Source organism: Streptomyces sp. NPDC057099, from assembly GCF_042671245.1.
GTDB classification, from domain to species: Bacteria; Actinomycetota; Actinomycetes; order Streptomycetales; family Streptomycetaceae; genus Streptomyces; species Streptomyces purpurascens.
In genome coordinates, this window is record NZ_JBHUTX010000002.1 from 444,326 (window position 1) to 462,042 (window position 17,717).

Consider the following 17,717-nt stretch of genomic DNA (forward strand, 5'->3'; position numbering starts at 1 on the left):
GGAAAACAGTGGGAGACGCCCCGGCGCTTCAGGGGTGACGCAGCAGCTCCAGGTCCGCGCCCCAGGAGCCGAGGACCTCGCCGTGCCCGGCCTTCCGTGCCGCCTCCTCGACGTCGGTGAAGAGCGCGCGCTGCGTGCCCGGGTCGCCGTCGGCGAGCAGCCGCTCCACGACGGGCAGCAGCCGGTCCACGCCCCACCGCCGGTCACCCAGGGGGCTGCGCTCCAGCTCCCACCGCAGGTACTTGTTGTACGGCCGGACGCGGCGGTGCAGCGCGAAGAGCACCTCCAGGGCGTACGGAACCGACTCGGCGGCGTCCAGATGGCCCATGGCCGGGTGGCCGTCGCGGTAGCTCTTCAGGGAGCGGTAGGTCTGGTTGACGTAGGAGTAGCGCGCGAAGTGGTCGGGGCGGCCGGGCATGCCGCGGGTGCGGAACTCCGCCAGCGGGATGACCACGAGGTCGAGGTGGGCCGAGCGGAATCCGTCCAGTTCGGTGAGGGGCGAAGCGGTGTCGTCCCCGACGATGACATGCAGGTCGTGGTCGGAGTGGACGGTCGTCATGCCCTCGTGGACCTGGGAGCCGCTGAGGACCGGACCCACGACCGCGGGATCCTCGGCCGCCCGTGCGGTGAAGGCCGCCATGGTGTCGCTCACGGTGCGGACGCTACTCCGCCCGCACCGCCCGCCGGAATCGACTCTCCCGCCTATGCCTGCGGATTGAGCCCGTCGGAGAGCCCCTGGTACGCCGGCTTCGCCCCATAGCTCTCGTTGTACGGCAGAGCCGCCCCGTAGCCGCTGAACGTGCCCGGCACCCAGGAGTACTTGTCGGTGAGGCCCCACACCGTGACGCCCGCGCAGCGCGGCACGCCCAGACAGTTCTCCGTGGCCGTCTTGTAGTCCGTGGACTGCTGGGCCAGTTCCGCGGAGGACGCCGGCAGCGGGATGCGGACGTCGAGTTCGGTGATCGACACCTCCAGACCGAGGTCGGAGAAGCGCTTCAGGTTCGCCTTCATCGAGGACGGCAGCTGGCCGACGACGAAATGGGCCTGGAAGCCGATGCCGTGCAACGGCACGCCCTGCGCGAGGAGTTGCCGCGCCAGGTTGTACAGGCCGTCGCTCTTCGCGTTGTCCGCCTCGATGTTGTAGTCGTTGATGTACAGCTTGGCGCTCGGGTCGGCGGCGTGGGCCCAGCGCAGCGCGTTGGCGATGTAGCCGCTGCCCAGCTTGCTCTGCCAGAGCGAGTTGCGCATCGAGCCGTCCTCGTTGAACGCCTCGTTGACGACGTCCCAGGCGTAGATCTTGCCCTTGTAGCGGCCGAGGGTGGTGTCGATGTGCTTCTTGAGGATCGTGTTGAGCTCGGACGCCGAGAAGTTGCCGTTGGCCAGCCAGGACGGATTCTGGTTGTGCCAGACCAGGGTGTGGCCGCGTACGCCCTGGTTGTGGGCGGCGGCGTGGTTGACCAGCCGGTCGGCGGCGGCCCAGTTGTAGCTGTTCCGGCTGGGCTCCAGCGCGTCCCACTTCATGGCGTTCTCCGCCGTCACCGAGTTGAACTCCCGGTTCAGGACGGTGGTGTAGGCCGGCTCGGTGCGCAGCGGCCCGTCGGCGACCGCCGCGCCGATCCGCGCGCCGCGCGCGTCGGCGTAGCCGCGCAGCGTGGTGGCGGCGGAGGCGTCGGGAGTGAGCTGCGGGAGCGTGGCCGTGGCCGTGGCGAGCAGGGCGCCCGCGGCGGCGAGCGTGAGGGGGCGAAGGGAGCGGCGCCTGTCGGGGGTGTGCGGCATGGCTCCTCCAGTGGGGGGGGGTGGGGATGCGGGTGCGACATCCCCCGGTCGCCGCGAAGGACCGTAAGGTTGCCGTGCATCGGCGACGGGGGAGAGCGCATGACACACGAGGCGGCACGGCGCGAGGACGAGCCCGGCGACGGCGCGCCCTCGGACGCCGGCGACGACGGCTTACCCGGCACCCGCAGCGGCACCCGTCGCGGCACCCGCCCCCTGTGGCGGCAGCGGGACTTCGGGATCTTCTGGACCGCGCAGACCCTCTCCGTCCTCGGCGACTCCTTCGCCCTGATCGCCCTGCCGCTGCTGGTCCTTGAGGCCACCGGTTCGGTCGCGCGGATGGGGTTGCTGACCGCGGTGGGCGGGGCGGCGTCGGTCCTCGCCGCCGTGTTCGCCGGGGCGGTGGTGGACCGCGTGGACCGGCGCCGGCTGCTCATCACCTGCGACCTCGTGCGCATGGGGCTGTACGGGGTGATCCCGCTGGTGTGGCTGTTCGGCCCGCAGGTCTGGCTGCTGTACGCGGTGCTGCCGCTGTGCGAGGCCGTCGGCATGCTGTTCGCGGTCGGCTACGTCACCGTCGTACGCGGCCTGGTCGGCACCGGGCAACTCACCGAGGCCAACGGCCGGTTGAACGCCACGGCCGCCGCGGCGGGGGTGCTGGGGCCGCTGTGCGCGGGGCTGGTCGCCGCCTGGTCCGGGCCGGCCGCGGCCGTCGGCGTGAACGCGGCCAGCTTCGGGGTGTCGGCGACCCTCCTGTTCTTCGTACGGTTCCGCAGGCGCGCCCCGGACGACCGGCCGGGCAAGCGCACCGGACTGTGGCAGGACCTGCGCACCGGCATCGCCTTCCTCTACGGCCACCCCGTGCTGCGCTCGCTCACCGTCCTGCTGTTCGTCTTCAGCTTCCTCACCCTCGGGATCCACGACCTGGTCATCTACCACCTCAAGCACGACCTCGGCCAGGATGACGGCACGGTCGGCACCGTCATGGCCGCCGGCGCGCTCGGCACCATCGCCGGAGCCCTGCTCGTGGCCCGGATCCGCCGCCGCCTCGGCTTCGGGCTGACGTGGACCGGCTCGGTCGCGGTGTGCGGGCTCGCCTTCGCCGGTCTCGGCTGGGCCCGTGACGTGCCCGTGGTCGCGGCCCTGTGCGCCGCCTTCCTGGGCTGCGCCGCCATGGGAGGAACCTGCTCGATGTCGCTCCGCCAGGAGGTGACCCCGGAACACCTCCTGGGCCGGGTCACCTCCGCGTTCTGGACCCTGCACTACGCGGCGGCACCGATCGGTGCCGCCGTGCTGACCTGGGCGGCGGAGGAGCAGGGCACGACGCCGGTCGCCCTGGCCGCCGGAGCGACCTGCGTCCTGCTCGCCGTGTGCGCCCTGTTCACCCCGATCCGCGGGTCGGGCCGGACCGTCAGCCGTTGACCCCGCTGTAGTGCCGCAGACTCCACCGCCACAGCAGCCGCGCCCCCAGATACGCCAGCAGCCCGAGCAGCGGTGAGGCCGCCGCCAGCCAGTACGGCACACCGGTCGTGTGCCCGTGGCCGGTCAGCACCGCCGCCGGGAAGAAGGCGACGAACGCGAGCGGGAGGCCGTAGGTCAGGAAGCCTCCCACCGCCCTGGGCAGCACGTTCAGCGGGTAGCTGCCGAACGTGCCGAGGAGTTCCTCCAGCCAGCGGCCCCAGTAGTCCGCCGCCGGGAAACGCAGCGCCGCACTGGCCACGACCGTGAACAGGGCCGCCTCCAGCAGCATGCCGCCCAGCACGGCCGCGATCAGATAGCCGATCCGGCCCGCCGTCCAGTCCAGGTCGCTGCGGGACAGCGCGCCCACCATCAGGCCCGCCGCGACGGTCAGGTCCCCGATGGCGTTGGTGGGGAAGTAGGCCAGCTGGATCTGCCGGTGCACCGGCATGGGACGCATCAGGTAGATGTCGATGCGGCCCTCCTGGATCTGCCGGCCCGCGAAGTGCACCCGCCCCAGGAGCAGTACGAACAGACCGTGCGCCAGCATGCGCGTCGCCGGGATCAGCAGCACGTCCGAGCTGTCCCAGCCGCCCATCCCGGCGAACCGGGTCAGCAGCACCGTGGCGAACACGATCACCGACACCTGCCAGATCGCCCCGATCGCGATCATCAGCAGGAACTCGGTGCGGTACTCCATCTGCGCGCGGAAGTTGAGCGCGGTGACCCGCCACACGATCCGCAGAGCCTTCAACGACATCTCAGCCTCCCTGCGAGATCACGCGCCGGGCGGCCCGCCGCCACAGCAGCCGGGTGAACAACGCCAGCGCCACCACCCAGGCGGCCTGCACGGAGAGCTGGAAGGCCGCGTCGGACAGGGGGATCCGCCCCACGTACAGCGACAGCGGCACGCTCAGCGTGGCCTGGAAGGGCAGGAAGGCGCTCATCGTCACGAACCAGTCAGGGAAGAACCACAGCGGCGCGTACACCCCGGACAGCAGGTTCTGCGCGAACAGCAGGATGAGCATCGCCGCGTTGTTGCGGATCGTCCAGAAGCACAACTGGTCGAGCGTGAGCATGACGTAGTACAGGACCCACTGGCCCAGCAGCATGCTGAGCACGAACACCCCGGCCACGGCTGCCGAGCGGGGCGGCTCGACGAGCCCGGCGGCCAGACAGACCACAAACCCGGTCAGCGCCCACGCGAGCCCGTACAGCTGCTCGCCGGCGGCCCGCAGGGCGTAGTAGCGCTGCGGCGGCAGCGGGCGCAGATACCAGTAGACGATGGTGCCGAAGTGCATGTGCTGGAGGACCGTGTCCCGGCCCGTGTACTGGTCCAGCTCCCGCAGCCGGGACGCCAGTACGGCCAGCACGGCGTAGGTGACGGCCTGGTCGCGGCTCAGGCCGGCGGTCGTGCCGGAGTGCGCGTACAGGCCGCGCCACAGCGACCAGACCAGCACCACCTGCACGGCCAGCCGGAGCGCGACCGCCGTCATCCTGGGCGGGGCGTTCAGCTCGCCCAGCGGGGTGACGCGGGCGGCGCGCCAGGCGTGCAGCACGGCCATGTCAGACCTCCCCGGCATGCACGTACGCGGCCCGCATCACGTCTTCCAGGTCCGCCTCGTCCAGGGCGATGTCGGTCACCTCGTACCGCTCGATCACCGCCTTGAGCGCCTGGTGGACCGTGGGCGCGTCCGCCCCGTCCGGGCCGAAGACGACCTGCGCGCCGTTGTGCCGCAGCAGGGTGATCCCGGGCGGCGGCAGGACCTCGGCGTGCGGGTCGGCGAGGGTGGCCCGCACCTGCCAGGTGGAGCCGAACTTCCGGCGGATCTCGTCGAGGGTGCCGTCCAGCATCAGCCGGCCGTGGTTGACCAGCACCACCCGCTCGGCGAGCCGCTCGACCTCCGTCATGTCGTGCGTGGTCAGCAGGACCGTACGGCCGCGCTGCTCCACCTGGTGGCGCAGGAACTCCCGCACCTGCTCCTTGACCACCACGTCCATGCCGATGGTCGGCTCGTCGAGGAAGACGACCGGCGGATCGTGCAGCAGGGCGGCGGCCAGGTCGCTGCGCACCCGCTGGCCGAGGGAGAGATGGCGGACCCGGGTGTCCCAGAAGGACGACAGGTCCAGGATCTCGTCGAACTCCTTCAGCCGGGCGGCGTGCTCGGCCTTCGGCACCTCGTAGATGTCGCGCAGGATCGCGAACGACTCGCGCACCGGCAGGTCCCACCACAGCTGGGTGCGCTGCCCGAACACCGCGCCGACGTTGCGGGCGTTGCGTTCCCGCTCCCGGTACGGAACGACGCCCGCGACCCGGGCCTCGCCGGAGGTGGGCGTGAGGATGCCGGTCAGCATCTTGATGGTGGTGGACTTCCCGGCGCCGTTCGGGCCGAGCAGGGCGAGGAGTTCGCCCGGGGCCACGTCGAAGGTGATGTCGGCGACGGCGTGCTTGGCCACCCGCTCGGGGTTGACCAGTGAGCGGACGGCGCCCAGGAATCCGGGGCGGCGGACGGTGGTGTGAAAGGTCCGGGACAGTCCGCGGACCTCGATGGAGACACTCAATCGACCCACCCACTTCCTTGCGGTGAAGACAGGTGCGGCCGGTCGGCTTCTAGGGCCGACCGGCCGCGGATGACGTCCCGACACTGTCGGAATGTCGATCAATTGGTCAATCGATTAAACGATTTCTTACCTGGTGTTCTTCTCACCCGTCGGTCGAGTCACCCGGTGGTCGAGAACACGAACGAGAACTCCACCGGCTCCGCCTTCAGGAAGTACCGCGGCAGCGGACCCGGGCCGCACGACTGCGAGCCGATGCCGTGCTGCCCGTGGTCGAGGTTGACCCACACCGTGTCGCCGGCCGAGAGGTCGGTGCGGTGCCGGGCCGCCTCCAGCTGCTCGGTCGTCCAGCGCCGCGCGGTGAACCAGAACTCCGGGTCGCCCTCGATCCGCAGCCCGCCCAGCTCCACCCAGCGGACATCGGCACGGGCACCGTTCTCCTGCGGACGGACGTACGGCGTCTGCAGCCCGTCCACCGTCGACTGCCAGCGGCCCACCATCGACGCCGTCCTGGTGTCCGGGTACGCCTCGCCCGGACCGCCGCCGAACCACTCCACCCGGTCGGCCCGATCCAGTCCGAAGCGGACACCGAGCCGGGGCAGGGGCACCGTCCAGTCGCCCGTGGGGGTCACGGACACGGTCAGCCGCAGCCGCTCGCCGTCGGACGTCCAGCGGTACACCGTGTCCAGACCGACCTCGCGGGCGGCGGGCGCCACCCGGGTGCGGACCGTCAGCGCGTCGTCGCCGGCCTCGACCGAGACCAGGCGGTGCCGCATGCGGTGCAGGCCGAGGGTGCGCCACAGCATCCCGTAGCGGGTGTCGGTCTGCCATTCCGCGCCGTCGTCGTTGTCGGTCGGCGCCCGCCACACGTCCAGCTTCGGTGCCGCGCCGACCGTGACCCCGCCGATGGAGCGCAGGGCGCCGGTGCGGGGGTCGAACTCGGCGGGGCCGAGGGTGATCCGGTCCGTGTCGGCCACGGGCCGGTCGCTCGCCGGGAAGGACGGCAGCGGCCGTGCCCCCACGGCGAACTGGCCCCAGGCCACGACATGGTCCTTCGGGCCCCAGACCGTGTCCTCGGCGAGCAGCGCCCGCACCGTCCACTGGCGCTCGCCGCCCCGGCCGTCCGCGGGCGGCTCCGGCAGCTTCACCTCGGCCGACTCGCCCGGCGCGAGCACCGGCACCGCCAGCGGGCCCGACTCGACGGTCTCGCCGTCCACCTGGCACGACCACTCGAAGGCCAGCGCGGACAGGTCCGCGAAGTCCTGCTTGTTGGTGATCCGCACGGTGCCGTCGGTGCCGTCGCCCTCGATACGGACCGGCTCGATGACCTTCTTGTACTCGATCAGGCCCGGCGACGGCGTCCGGTCCGGGAAGACCAGCCCGTCGCAGACGAAGTTGCCGTCGTGCAGCTCCTCGCCGAAGTCACCGCCGTAGGCGTAGCCCAGCTCGGCGTGCTTGACGCCGTGGTCGATCCACTCCCAGATGAACCCGCCCTGGAGCCGCTCGTGCTTCTCGAACAGCTCCTGGTAGTCGGCGAGCCCGCCCGGGCCGTTGCCCATCGCGTGACCGTACTCGCACTGGATGAAGGGGAGCTCACGGCGCTTTCCGGTACCGCCGTCGAGCCGCCGCCCGATCTTGTCGACCTCGTCGTGGAAGGCGTACATCCGCGAGTACACGTCCGTGTCGCGGCAGTTCCAGTCGCCCTCGTAGTGCACGAGCCGCTCGGGGTCGCGGTCGTGGATCCACTCGGCCATCGCGGTGAGCCCGCGCCCGGTGCCGGCCTCGTTGCCCAGCGACCAGAACACCACCGACGGGTGGTTCTTGTCCCGCTCGACCATCCGCTCCGCGCGGTCCAGCAGGGCCGGGGTCCAGCGGTCGTCGTCGACCGGGTTGTCCCGCCAGTCCTGCTCGGTGAAGCCGTGGGTCTCCAGGTCGCACTCGTCGATGACCCACAGGCCGTACTCGTCGCACAGGTCCAGGAAGGCCGGGTGCGGCGGGTAGTGCGAGGTGCGCACGGCGTTGAGGTTGTGCCGCTTCATCAGCAGCACGTCCTCGCGCATGGTCTCCAGGTCGAGGGCACGGCCCTGCTCCGGGTGCCACTCGTGCCGGTTGACGCCCTTGAAGAGGACGGCCTTGCCGTTGACCTTGATGAGCCCGTCCTCGAGGACGACGGTCCGGAAGCCGATCCGCAGCGGTACCCGCTCACCCTCGGTGGCCAGCACACCGTCGTACAGCTTCGGCGTCTCGGCGGTCCACGGCTCGACCGCGACCGTCACCGGCTCACCCGTCGCGACATCGATGTCCAGCTCGGGGACGGTCACCCGCCCCTCGACGTCGGAGTCGACCCGCAGGGTGCCCTCGCCGGTGGTGTGGTCGTACGAGGCGTGCACGAAGAAGTCGCCCACGCTGCCCGCCGGGCGGTGCAGCAGCGTCACGTCACGGAAGATGCCCGGCAGCCACCACTGGTCCTGGTCCTCCAGGTACGAGCCCGCCGACCACTGGTGCACCCGCACCGCCAGGACGTTGCCGCCCGGCTTCAGCAGGTGCCCCACCGCGAACTCGTGCGCCAGCCGGGAGCCCTTGAACTCGCCGAGCTCCGTGCCGTTCAGCCAGAGGCGGGCGCAGGACTCGACGCCGTCGAACCGCAGCACCGCCCCGCCGTCCGACGGCCAGTCGGTCGGCAGGTCGAAGACGCGCAGATGGTCACCGGTCGGGTTCTCGGTCGGGACGTGCGGCGGGTCCACCGGGAAGGGATAGAGGTGGTTGGTGTAGATCGGGGACCCGAACGCCCCGTCGCCCTGGAGGACCCAGTGCCCGGGGACCGTGACCTCGGCCCAGCCCCGGGCGTCGTAGCCCTCCTCGGCGAACGAGTCGTCCTCGGCGTCGACGGTGGCCGACAGCCGGAAGCGCCAGCTGCCGTTCAGCGACAGGGAAGCGGCGTCCGAGGCCGCGTACCAGGCGCGGGCCGGAAGGGCACCGCTGCCCGGGGAGACGTCCTCGACGTAGTCGACGGTGGTGCGGAAAGACATCGGTCTCCTAGCTCAGCCCTTGATGCCGGTCTGGGCGATCCCCTGCACCAGCCAGCGCTGGAGGAAGAGGAAGACGAACACCAGGGGCAGGATGGAAATGGCCGTGGCCATGAAGATCAGGTGGAAGACGACGGTCTGGTTGGTCATGTAGCTGGAGAGTGCGACCTGGACGGTCCACGAACTCGGGTCCTGGCCGATGACCAGCGGCCACAGGAACGCGTTCCAGCCGTTGATGAAGGTGATGGTCGCCATCGCCGCAAAGAAGTTCAGCGAGTTGGGTACGACGACACGCCAGTACGCACCCCAGTAGCCCAGTCCGTCCATGCGCGCCGCCTCCTCCAGCTCCTTGGGGAATCCCAGGAAGTACTGCCGGAAGAGGAAGCAGGTGAAACCACTGAACAGGCCCGGAATGATGAGGCCTCGGTAGGTGTCCACCCAGCCGAGCGAGGAGACCAGCACGAAGCTCGGTACGAAGGTGACCGCGGTCGGAACCATCAGGGTGCCGAGAACGGCGTAGAACACCTTGTTGGCGTGCTTGTACGGGATGCGGGCCAGACCGTAGCCCGCGAGGGAGCACACCAGCAGGACGCCCACGGTGTGCAGGGTGGCCACGACCGCCGAGTTCCACAGGGACTGGGCGAAGGGGACCGTCTCGTCGGTGAAGAGCTCGCTGAGATTGCCCCACTGGATGTCCGTGGGGAAGATCTTCCAGTTCTCTCCGGTGATCTCGGCGTCGGTGGAGAGGGCGTTGCGGACGAGGATGTAGAACGGAACCAGGAAGAGGAGAGCGGCGATGGCCGTGGCAATGTAGAGCCCGGTGGAGCTCATCACGCCGCCACTGCGCCTGACCCGGCTCGGTGCGTCCGGCGTCGGCGCGGATTTCCGCACCTTGGGCATGGTGGTGGTCACTTGGACTCGTCACCCCTTCCAAAGCCCATGATCTTGCCCTGGAGCAGAGTCACGGCACAGATCAGCACGGTCAGGATGAGTGCGCCCGCGCTGCCGGCGCCGTAGTCCTGGCTCTCGCCCAGGGCTTTGTAGTACAGCTCGACGAGAGGCGGTCGGCCCCAGGTGGTCTTCGACAGCAGGTTGAAGAACTCGTCGAAGGCCTGGTAAGCGGCGATGAGCAGCAGCAGGATCACCGCCGTGGACGTCGCGCGCAGTTGGGGCAGGGTGATGTACCGGAAAGTCTGCCAGCCCGGCTTGGCGCCGTCGATGGCTGCGGCCTCGTACAGCTCGTCCGGGATGTTCTGCAGCGCCGCGATGAACAGGATCATGTAGAAGCCGGACTGCAGCCACAGCCGGGCGGTCACGATGACCAGCCAGTACCAGGGCGGGTTGGGGTCGATCAGCCAGGCGATGTTCTCGATGCCGAACCAGCCGAGGACCGTGTTCATCAGGCCGAAGCGGACGCCGCTGAAGATGGACATCTTCCAGATCAGCGAAGCGGCGACATAGCTGACCGCGGTCGGCAGGAAGAAGACCGACCGGAAGAAGGCCCGCATGAAGCGCATCCGGTTCACCAGCAGGGCGAGCCCCAGCGAGAGCGCCCAGGTGGTGGGCACGATGAACGCGGCGAAGGCGGTGAAGGTGCCGAGCGAGCCGACGAAGTCGTCGTTCGTCAGCATGTACACGTAGTTGTCGAAGCCGACGAACTTGTCGGGCGTGACGGTGAAGCGGGCCTCGAAGAAGCTGAGCCACAGGCTCCAGAGGATCGGCGTGTAGACGAAGATCGCCAGACCGATCAGGAACGGCCCGGTGAAAAGCCAGAAGTTGACGGTGGGGCTGCCCCGCAGACCCCGCCGCGGCTTGGCCGAAGAGGCCTTCGCCGAGGCGGGGCTCGCGAGGTCGAGCTTGGTGGTCGTCGACATGTCGTGGTCCGTCCCGCGGCCTATCCGAACAGCTTCTTGAGCTCGCGGTTGACGGCCGTGTCGCACTTGTCGAGGGCGGCCTCCGGGTCCATGTTCTTGCGGACGCTGTTGGCGAAGACGTCCTCGAAGGCGGTGCGCATGGCCTGGGTCCAGCCGATGTTGTCGAAGTGCCCGAACTCGTTGAAGAGCCGCACACCCTCGGCGGCGTTGCCCGACTTGAGCTTGTCGGCCGTCTTGGCGAGCGAGGCGCGCGGCGGGATGTGGAAGCCGTAGGAGGTGGCCCAGTCCTCCTGGTAGTCCTTCTTGTCGATCCACAGCCACTTGACGTATTCCTTGGCCGCGTCGACGTTCTTGCCCTTGGCGTTGACGAACATCGACCAGCCGCCGTTGTAGACCGACGGCTTGCCGGAGTCCGTGACCTTCGGGAAGGGGAAGACACCCCAGTCGTCGCCGAGCGCGTCCTGGATCGCCGGCATCGCCCACATCCCGCAGAACTGGATGGCACACAGGCCCTGGTTGAACGAAGAGGGGTCCCAGGACTCGGTCGGGGCGCCGAGGAGCAGATCGCCGCTGGTGAACAGCTTGCGCATCTTCTTCAGGCCCTCGATGACGCCGTCCGTGTGATACGCGATTTCGTTCTTCTCGGTGAGGTGCTGGGCGCCGGCCGACCAGATCAACGTGTCATTGACGCTGTGCAGGTCGTTGCCCATGTACAGGCCCTTGACCTTGCCCGTGGTGAGCTTGGCGGCGGCCTCCATCAGCTCGTCGAGCGTGGTCGGCACCTCGACCTTGGCCTTCTCCAGCATCGACTTGCGGTAGAAGAAGAACTGCGGGTCGTCGATCATCCGGACGCCGTATATCTTCCCGTCGACCGTGTGCGACTTGATGTCGGCCGGGTTGAAGTCGTCCTTGACCGGATCGATGATGTCGGTCAGGTCCGCCACCTGGCCGCTCTTGACCATCTGGATCTGCGGGTGGAACTCGAAGAGGTCGGGCGCGTTCTTGGTGAGCAGGGCCGAGAAGAGCTTGCTCTCGAAGTCAGCGCTGGTGATCCACTGCGTGGTCACGTTGGCGTCCTTGTACGCCTTCGCGTACCGCTTGATGGCCTGCTCGGTGCCCGCCTCGCCGTACGCGTGGAACATCTGCACCAGGTTGGTGCCCGACCCGGACCCACCGCCCCGCCCGGTGTTGCTGCCGCACGCGGCGAGTCCGCCGGCGGCGGCCAGGCCCATCGCGGCCCGCAGTACGTTGCGGCGGTCCCAGTTCATGTTGCTCGATGCCGACATGCTGACGTCCTTGTCTCGAGTGCGGCTGCGGCTCTTCGGCTCACTGCCTGATGGCTCACGGGCCCGGGGGCCCGCGCCAGATGGCTCAAAGAGAGGTGCGGTGCGGGACGCTAGAGCTTCGACTAAGGCTTCGGCAAGGGGTTGGACGAAGTCTGTGCGAAGCGTTGTGTCCGGTTCGCGATTTCGAACATGCGGGGGGAGCGGAGGAGTTGCTTCCGCCGCTACGACGGTGGGGTGGCGGTACGGCTCCTCACGAGGGTGGTGCGTTTGCCGTTCTTCTGCCCGACGGTCTGCAGCGCGCCCTCCAGCGCGAACGTCGCCGCGCCCAGGCACACCGGGTCGGTGGGGATCGGGGAGAGGACGATCTCGGTGGCGGCCAGCGGCCGCGGCAGCGCGTGCCGGGTCACGGCCTCGCGCACCTCGTGCAGCAGCGGTTCGCCCAGGGTGCGGGCGACCCAACTGCTCAGCACGACGATCTCGGGGTTGAACAGGTTCACCAGGTCCGCGACGCCGGCCCCCAGATAGCGGGCGGTCTCGTGCACGGCCCGGCGTGCCACCGGGTCGTCCGCCGCGATGCCGCGGGCCAGTGCGTCGATGGTCGCCGTCTGGTCGTCCGCGTGCAGCAGCGCGCTGTCGGGGCCGATCTCCCGCAGATTCAGCATGATCCCGCGCGCGCCGACGTACGTCTCCACACAGCCGTGGTTGCCGCAGCGGCACAGCCGCCCGTCCAGCACCATCGTGGTGTGGCCCCACTCACCGGCGCTGTTGCTCACCCCGCGGTGCAGCCCGCCGCCCAGGACGAGCCCGGCGCCCACGCCGGTGCCGAGGTTGACCACCACGGCGGTCCCGGCCCCGCGCGCGGCCCCGAACCACAGCTCGGCGACCGCGCTGGCGCGCAGCGGGTTGTCCAGGTAGAGCGGGTAGGCGATGTGCTCGGTGAGCAGGTCCAGCAGCGGTACGTCGTGCCAGTCCCAGTTGGGCGCGTACTCCGAGATGCCGGTGGCGCGGTCCACCTGCCCCGGCACGCTCACCCCGACCCCGAGGACCCGGGCGCCCTCGATGCCGGCCTGGGTGACGACCGAGCCGACGGCGGTGGCCACATGGCCGACCACCTGCTCGGGCAGGCTCTCGCTCGCGCGGACGTCCTCCTCGGCGCGGGCCAGCACGTTCAGCCCCAGGTCGAACAGCTCGACATGGACGTACGTCTCGGCGATGTCGACGCCGATCAGCGCGCCGCCCGAGGCGTTGACCGCCACCAGGCCCCGGGGCCGGCCGCCGGCCGAGTCCTCGAAGCCGACCTCCGTGATCATGCGGAGGTCGAGCAGCTCGCCCACGAGGGTGGCCACCGTGGCGAGGCTGAGGCCGGTCGCGGCCGCCAGCTCCTGCCGGGAGGTGGGTGACTCCGCGATGATCTGGCGCAGCACCTCATAGCGGTTCGCGGTGCGGATGTCGCGTGATGTGCGCTTCACCGGGGTGCCCCATTCCTTCCCAGACCGGCCCTGGCCGGGGTCGACGTCGGCACCGGCGCGGCGCAAGGCTATGGGCTGGCGGGACTTTCGACAAGGGGTTTGGAAAGGGGCTTTATAAAGTGCGCTCCTGGTGGGACCGGTGGCGGCCGGCCGTGGCTCGTTCATGATGCCTCAGCGCGCGGGCGAGGCGCGCCGAGGGGGCGTGTCAGGAGGGGGCGTGTCAGAGGGCGGCGACCTAGGCCGTCGCCAGCACCTCCCGCACGAAGGCGTTGGCGAACTTGCCCTCCGGGTCCAGCTCCCGCGTCAGCGCGCGGAAGTCGTCCAGCCGCGGATACAGCCCGCCCAGGACGGACCCGGGCACGGTGAACACCTTGCCCCAGTGCGGCCGCGCCCCGAAGGGCTCCAGCGCCTGCTCGACCCGCCGCACCACCGGCAGCACCGCCCGCGTGTCCTCGACCCAGGTGAAGTGCGCCGCGACGGTGTCCCGGCCGTGGGACGGGCTCAGCCACTGGTCGTCACCGGCGACCGTGCGCACCTCACAGGTCTGCAGCACCGGGGCGACCGTGTCCCGGATCCCGTCGAGCGCGCGCAGCATCTCCACGGCGTGCCCGCGCGGCAGCAGATACTCCGACTGCAGCTCCGCCCCGCTGCTCGGGACGAACTCCGCCCGGAAGTGCGGCAGTCGCTCGTGCCACGGCCCCGGCACACCGAACTGCTCGGTGCAGTTGACCGCGGGCATGCCCGGCACCGGGTGCATCTTCTCGGTGGCGGGAGGCGCCCAGGGGAAGGCCGGCAGCGCCTGGTCGGTGCGCCGCTTCAGCCACACCTGCCGGAAGCCCGGCGCCCGCCAGTCCGTGAACAGGCTGACGCTGTACCCCGTCGCCATCACCGTCTCGAACGTCCCCGAGTCCAGTCCCTCCAGGGGCAGTTCGGTGAACACGTGCTGCTCGACCTCGAAGGCCGGCTCCAGGTCGAGGGTGAGCGCGGTGACGACGCCGAGCGCGCCGAGCGAGGTGACGGCCCCGCCGAACCGCTCCTCGTCGCGTCCGATCGTCACCGTCGAGCCGTCCGCCGTGACCAGTTCCACCTCGCGCACGACCGTCGAGAGCGGGCCGTTGAGGACCCCCGAGCCGTGGGTGCCGGTCGCGACCGACCCGGCCACCGAGATGTGCGGCAGGGACGCCATGTTGTGCAGCGCCAGCCCCTGCCCGTGCAGCCGGCGGGCCAGCTCCGCGTAGCGCACTCCGCCGCCGACGCGGACCGTACGGGCCGCCGTGTCGACGTCCACCTCGGGCGGCAGGGCGGCCAGCGAGAGCAGGACGCCCTCGGCGCCCGGCTCGGCGATCCCGTTGAACGAGTGCCCGCTGCCCAGCACGCGCACCCGGTCGCTCTCCGCGACCAGCCCGCGCAGCGCGGTGAGCGAGCCCGGCCGGTGCAGCTCCTTGGCCGCGTAGGTGATGTTGCCCGCCCAGTTGGTCACGGTCCCGGTCATCCACGTCGTCCTTCCCCGAGGCTGTGGGGACGGCTGGCCCCCGCCGGAACCTACCTCGGCCGGGTGTCCATTGCTCCGGCCGCCCGGCCCGGCCTACCGTGGGGATGTCGTAGAGAGCGTTTTCTGTCGCATCAGCTCCGCCGTTCCGCCGTCGATCCGGAAGGTCACCTCCTTGAGCCAGCGCCCTCAGGCACTGTTCGCCATGGCCGCCGAGAACGTGCCGCTGGTCTTCCCGCCCGAGGTGCTGGCGCGGCTGCGGGAGTCCGTGGACATCGATCCCGCCCTCGTGGCGCGGGACTTCACCGACCCGGGGGTGCTCGACGTGCTGGCCCGGACCGAGATCCTGGTGACGGGCTGGGGCTGCCCTCGGCTCGGCTCGACGGTCCTCGACGCGGCTCCCCGGCTGCGTGCCGTGCTGCACTCGGCCGGCTCGGTGAAGTCCTTCGCGACCCCCGGGCTCTGGCAGCGGGGCATCGCCGTCTCCTCGGCCGCCGTCGCCAACGCGCTGCCGGTCGCCGAGTACACCCTCGCCATGATCCTGCTCGCCGGGAAGGACGTCCTCGCCGCGCGCGACCGGATGCGCACGTCCCGCACCTCCTCCGGCTGGGGCATCGTCCCCGGCATCGGCAACCACGGCCGCCGCGTCGGCGTCATCGGCGCCTCCCGCATCGGCCGCCGCGTCCTCGAACTGCTCCGCCCCTTCGATCTGCGGCCCGCCCTCACCGATCCGTACGTCGACGAGGCGGAGGCCGCCGCGCTGGGCGTCCCCCTGCTGCCGCTGGACGATCTCCTGCGCACCTCCGACATCGTCACCGTCCACGCCCCCGAGACACCCGAGACCCACCACCTGATCGGCCGCCGCGAGCTGGCCCTGATGCCCGACGGGGCGGTCCTCGTCAACACCGCGCGCGGCGCGCTCGTCGACCACGACGCCCTGGTGACGGAACTGCGCGCCGAGCGCCTCACCGCCATCCTCGACGTCACCGACCCCGAACCCCTCCCCACCGACTCCCCCCTCTACGACCTCCCCGGCGCCTTCATCACCCCCCACCTCGCCGGCTCCCAGGGCAACGAACTGGCCCGCCTCGGCCTGGCGGTCACGGAGGAGGCGGAACGGCTGGTGGCCGGAGGGAAACCGGCCTATGGGGTCGAGCTGGCGGCACTGGAACGGGAGGCGTGAGGGTCAGCTCCGTGGGCGGCCGGGCCGGGCATTCACTGACGTACGGGACACTTCGCCTGAATCGGATCAGCTGACGAGGCTCGGCCGCCGTGCGCACCGCCGGGTGGGGTAGCACCCCCGCTCCGAGGGGACCCGGTACCGCTCGCGCGCAGCCGTGGGCATACCGTGAGGAGTCGTACGTCCGAGTCGGGAGGAGAGACGGGATGAGCAGCGGCAGCCGTACCGCGCTGGTCGAGGATCTGATGGAGCGATTCCCGCACGTCCCGCGGGAGGCCGTCTTCAAGGAGGACCTGCTTCGGGGCGGAGTGGCTTTCGACCCGTCCGCGCTCAGTGACAACGAGGGTGGCGAGGTCAAGCCGAAGTCGTACTTCATCTTCTCCTTCGACCACGGCACCCTGCCCGAGCTGGGCGAGGCAGCGCTGCGCCGCCCGCCCGAGGAGATCATCCTCACCGGCGGCCCGTACGACCTGCGGCGGACCGTCGTCTCGGTCCGGGTGAACCCCGCCTCGCCCTACCGCGTCGCCGCGAACGAGGACGGCGTGCTCGGCCTCTACCTCGACGGCAAGCGGATCTCCGACGTCGGCGTGCCGCCGATGCCCGAGTACTACCGGCACACCCTCGCCAACGGGAAGTCGGTCATGGAGGTCGCCCCGACCATCCAGTGGGGTTACCTGATCTACCTGACCGCGTTCCGCGTCTGCCAGTACTTCGGCGCCAAGGAGGAGTGCCAGTACTGCGACATCAACCACAACTGGCGCCAGCACAAGGCGGCGGGCCGCCCGTACACGGGCGTGAAGGACGTCGACGAAGTCCTCGAGGCGCTCGAGATCATCGACAAGTACGACACCGCGAAGGTGTCCACCGCGTACACGCTCACCGGCGGCGCGATCACGTCGAAGGTCCAGGGTCTGGACGAGGCGGACTTCTACGGGCGGTACGCCAAGGCCATCGAGGAGCACTTCCCGGGCCGCTGGATCGGCAAGGTCGTCGCCCAGGCGCTGCCGAAGGACGACGTCCAGCGGTTCAAGGACTACGGCGTGCAGATCTACCACCCCAACTACGAGGTGTGGGACGAGTACCTCTTCAAGATGTACTGCCCGGGCAAGGAGCGCTACGTCGGCCGCGACGAGTGGCACAAGCGCATCCTCGACTCGGCGGACATCTTCGGCGCGCGCAACGTCATCCCCAACTTCGTGGCAGGCGTGGAGATGGCCGAGCCCTTCGGGTTCAAGACCGTCGACGAGGCCATCGACTCCACCACCGAGGGCCTGCGCTTCTTCATGTCCCACGGCATCACGCCCCGCTTCACCACCTGGTGCCCCGAGCCCACGACCCCGCTCGGCAAGGCCAACCCGCAGGGCGCGCCCCTGGAGTACCACATCCGTCTGCTCCAGGCGTACCGGCAGACGATGGAGGACTTCGGTCTCTCCTCGCCCCCCGGCTACGGTCCCCCCGGCGCCGGCAACGCGGTCTTCTCGGTCAGCTCCTTCATGGACAGCCTGCCCGCGGACGAGCCGGTGGAGATCTGACGCCGGACTCCTGACCTGCCGCGCCTCGATGGCGGCCCGATGTGATTCGGGCCGCCATCGAGACGTTTCGG

14 protein-coding genes are annotated in these 17,717 nt (G+C 70.2%); 3 read left to right on the forward strand and 11 right to left on the reverse strand.

Translation table 11 applies throughout. The annotated features are described in order from the left end of the window. Positions 1–28: 28 nt before the first annotated feature. Both ACFT4A_RS04385 and ACFT4A_RS04390 read right to left on the reverse strand, forming a co-directional pair. Positions 29–652, reverse strand: a complete 624-nt coding sequence (locus ACFT4A_RS04385) for a hypothetical protein (protein WP_382825838.1) — start codon at positions 650–652, stop codon at positions 29–31. 50 nt (positions 653–702) lie between these two features. After that, a complete protein-coding gene (locus tag ACFT4A_RS04390) occupies positions 703–1,776 on the reverse strand; it encodes an endo-1,4-beta-xylanase (protein WP_382825840.1) in 1,074 nt (357 codons plus the stop codon). 99 nt (positions 1,777–1,875) lie between these two features. Between ACFT4A_RS04390 and ACFT4A_RS04395 the strand changes: the two genes are divergently transcribed. Next, entirely contained in the window at positions 1,876–3,195 is a 1,320-nt protein-coding gene (locus ACFT4A_RS04395) for an MFS transporter (RefSeq protein ID WP_382825842.1), read from the forward strand. Here the strand turns inward: ACFT4A_RS04395 and ACFT4A_RS04400 are convergent. The 9 genes from ACFT4A_RS04400 to ACFT4A_RS04440 all read right to left on the reverse strand — a co-directional run bounded on the left by ACFT4A_RS04400 (position 3,185) and on the right by ACFT4A_RS04440 (position 14,937). Continuing rightward, positions 3,185–3,991 (reverse strand): ABC transporter permease, encoded by an 807-nt coding sequence (locus ACFT4A_RS04400; protein ID WP_382825844.1) that lies wholly within the window; start codon positions 3,989–3,991, stop codon positions 3,185–3,187. The genes ACFT4A_RS04395 and ACFT4A_RS04400 overlap by 11 nt on opposite strands. A 1-nt stretch (position 3,992) precedes the next feature. Further along, a complete protein-coding gene (locus ACFT4A_RS04405; RefSeq protein WP_382825846.1) occupies positions 3,993–4,796 on the reverse strand; it encodes an ABC-2 family transporter protein in 804 nt (267 codons plus the stop codon). Between the two features lies 1 nt (position 4,797). Continuing rightward, positions 4,798–5,793 (reverse strand): ATP-binding cassette domain-containing protein, encoded by a 996-nt coding sequence (locus ACFT4A_RS04410; protein ID WP_382825960.1) that lies wholly within the window; start codon positions 5,791–5,793, stop codon positions 4,798–4,800. Between the two features lie 158 nt (positions 5,794–5,951). Further along, positions 5,952–8,819, reverse strand: a complete 2,868-nt coding sequence (locus tag ACFT4A_RS04415) for a glycoside hydrolase family 2 TIM barrel-domain containing protein (RefSeq protein WP_382825847.1) — start codon at positions 8,817–8,819, stop codon at positions 5,952–5,954. Between the two features lie 12 nt (positions 8,820–8,831). After that, positions 8,832–9,728: a carbohydrate ABC transporter permease gene (locus ACFT4A_RS04420; RefSeq protein ID WP_382825849.1), complete on the reverse strand. Its 897-nt coding sequence runs from the start codon at positions 9,726–9,728 to the stop codon at positions 8,832–8,834. Then, positions 9,725–10,690 (reverse strand): carbohydrate ABC transporter permease, encoded by a 966-nt coding sequence (locus ACFT4A_RS04425; RefSeq protein WP_382825851.1) that lies wholly within the window; start codon positions 10,688–10,690, stop codon positions 9,725–9,727. Before ACFT4A_RS04425 ends, ACFT4A_RS04420 begins: the two co-directional genes overlap by 4 nt. Positions 10,691–10,710: 20 nt before the next feature. Next, entirely contained in the window at positions 10,711–11,976 is a 1,266-nt protein-coding gene (locus tag ACFT4A_RS04430; protein WP_382825853.1) for an ABC transporter substrate-binding protein, read from the reverse strand. A 221-nt stretch (positions 11,977–12,197) separates the two neighbouring features. Beyond that, positions 12,198–13,445, reverse strand: a complete 1,248-nt coding sequence (locus tag ACFT4A_RS04435) for an ROK family transcriptional regulator (protein WP_382825855.1) — start codon at positions 13,443–13,445, stop codon at positions 12,198–12,200. Between the two features lie 235 nt (positions 13,446–13,680). After that, positions 13,681–14,937, reverse strand: a complete 1,257-nt coding sequence (locus ACFT4A_RS04440; protein ID WP_382825857.1) for a D-arabinono-1,4-lactone oxidase — start codon at positions 14,935–14,937, stop codon at positions 13,681–13,683. A 172-nt stretch (positions 14,938–15,109) separates the two neighbouring features. Between ACFT4A_RS04440 and ACFT4A_RS04445 the strand changes: the two genes are divergently transcribed. Both ACFT4A_RS04445 and ACFT4A_RS04450 read left to right on the forward strand, forming a co-directional pair. After that, positions 15,110–16,117, forward strand: coding sequence for a hydroxyacid dehydrogenase (locus ACFT4A_RS04445; protein ID WP_382825859.1), 1,008 nt, complete (start codon positions 15,110–15,112; stop codon positions 16,115–16,117). Between the two features lie 203 nt (positions 16,118–16,320). Then, positions 16,321–17,646: a radical SAM protein gene (locus tag ACFT4A_RS04450; protein ID WP_382825860.1), complete on the forward strand. Its 1,326-nt coding sequence runs from the start codon at positions 16,321–16,323 to the stop codon at positions 17,644–17,646. The last annotated feature ends 71 nt before the right edge of the window (positions 17,647–17,717 follow it).

Excerpts from the sequence above, each read along its gene's own strand:
- ACFT4A_RS04440 (WP_382825857.1), bottom strand. The coding sequence starts at position 14,937 with ATGACCGGGACCGTGACCAACTGGGCGGGCAACATCACCTACGCGGCC.
- ACFT4A_RS04400 (WP_382825844.1), bottom strand. The coding sequence starts at position 3,991 with ATGTCGTTGAAGGCTCTGCGGATCGTGTGGCGGGTCACCGCGCTCAAC.
- ACFT4A_RS04430 (WP_382825853.1), bottom strand. The coding sequence starts at position 11,976 with ATGTCGGCATCGAGCAACATGAACTGGGACCGCCGCAACGTACTGCGG.
- ACFT4A_RS04450 (WP_382825860.1), top strand. The coding sequence starts at position 16,321 with ATGAGCAGCGGCAGCCGTACCGCGCTGGTCGAGGATCTGATGGAGCGA.
- ACFT4A_RS04390 (WP_382825840.1), bottom strand. The coding sequence starts at position 1,776 with ATGCCGCACACCCCCGACAGGCGCCGCTCCCTTCGCCCCCTCACGCTC.
- ACFT4A_RS04395 (WP_382825842.1), top strand. The coding sequence starts at position 1,876 with ATGACACACGAGGCGGCACGGCGCGAGGACGAGCCCGGCGACGGCGCG.
- ACFT4A_RS04405 (WP_382825846.1), bottom strand. The coding sequence starts at position 4,796 with ATGGCCGTGCTGCACGCCTGGCGCGCCGCCCGCGTCACCCCGCTGGGC.
- ACFT4A_RS04425 (WP_382825851.1), bottom strand. The coding sequence starts at position 10,690 with ATGTCGACGACCACCAAGCTCGACCTCGCGAGCCCCGCCTCGGCGAAG.
- ACFT4A_RS04415 (WP_382825847.1), bottom strand. The coding sequence starts at position 8,819 with ATGTCTTTCCGCACCACCGTCGACTACGTCGAGGACGTCTCCCCGGGC.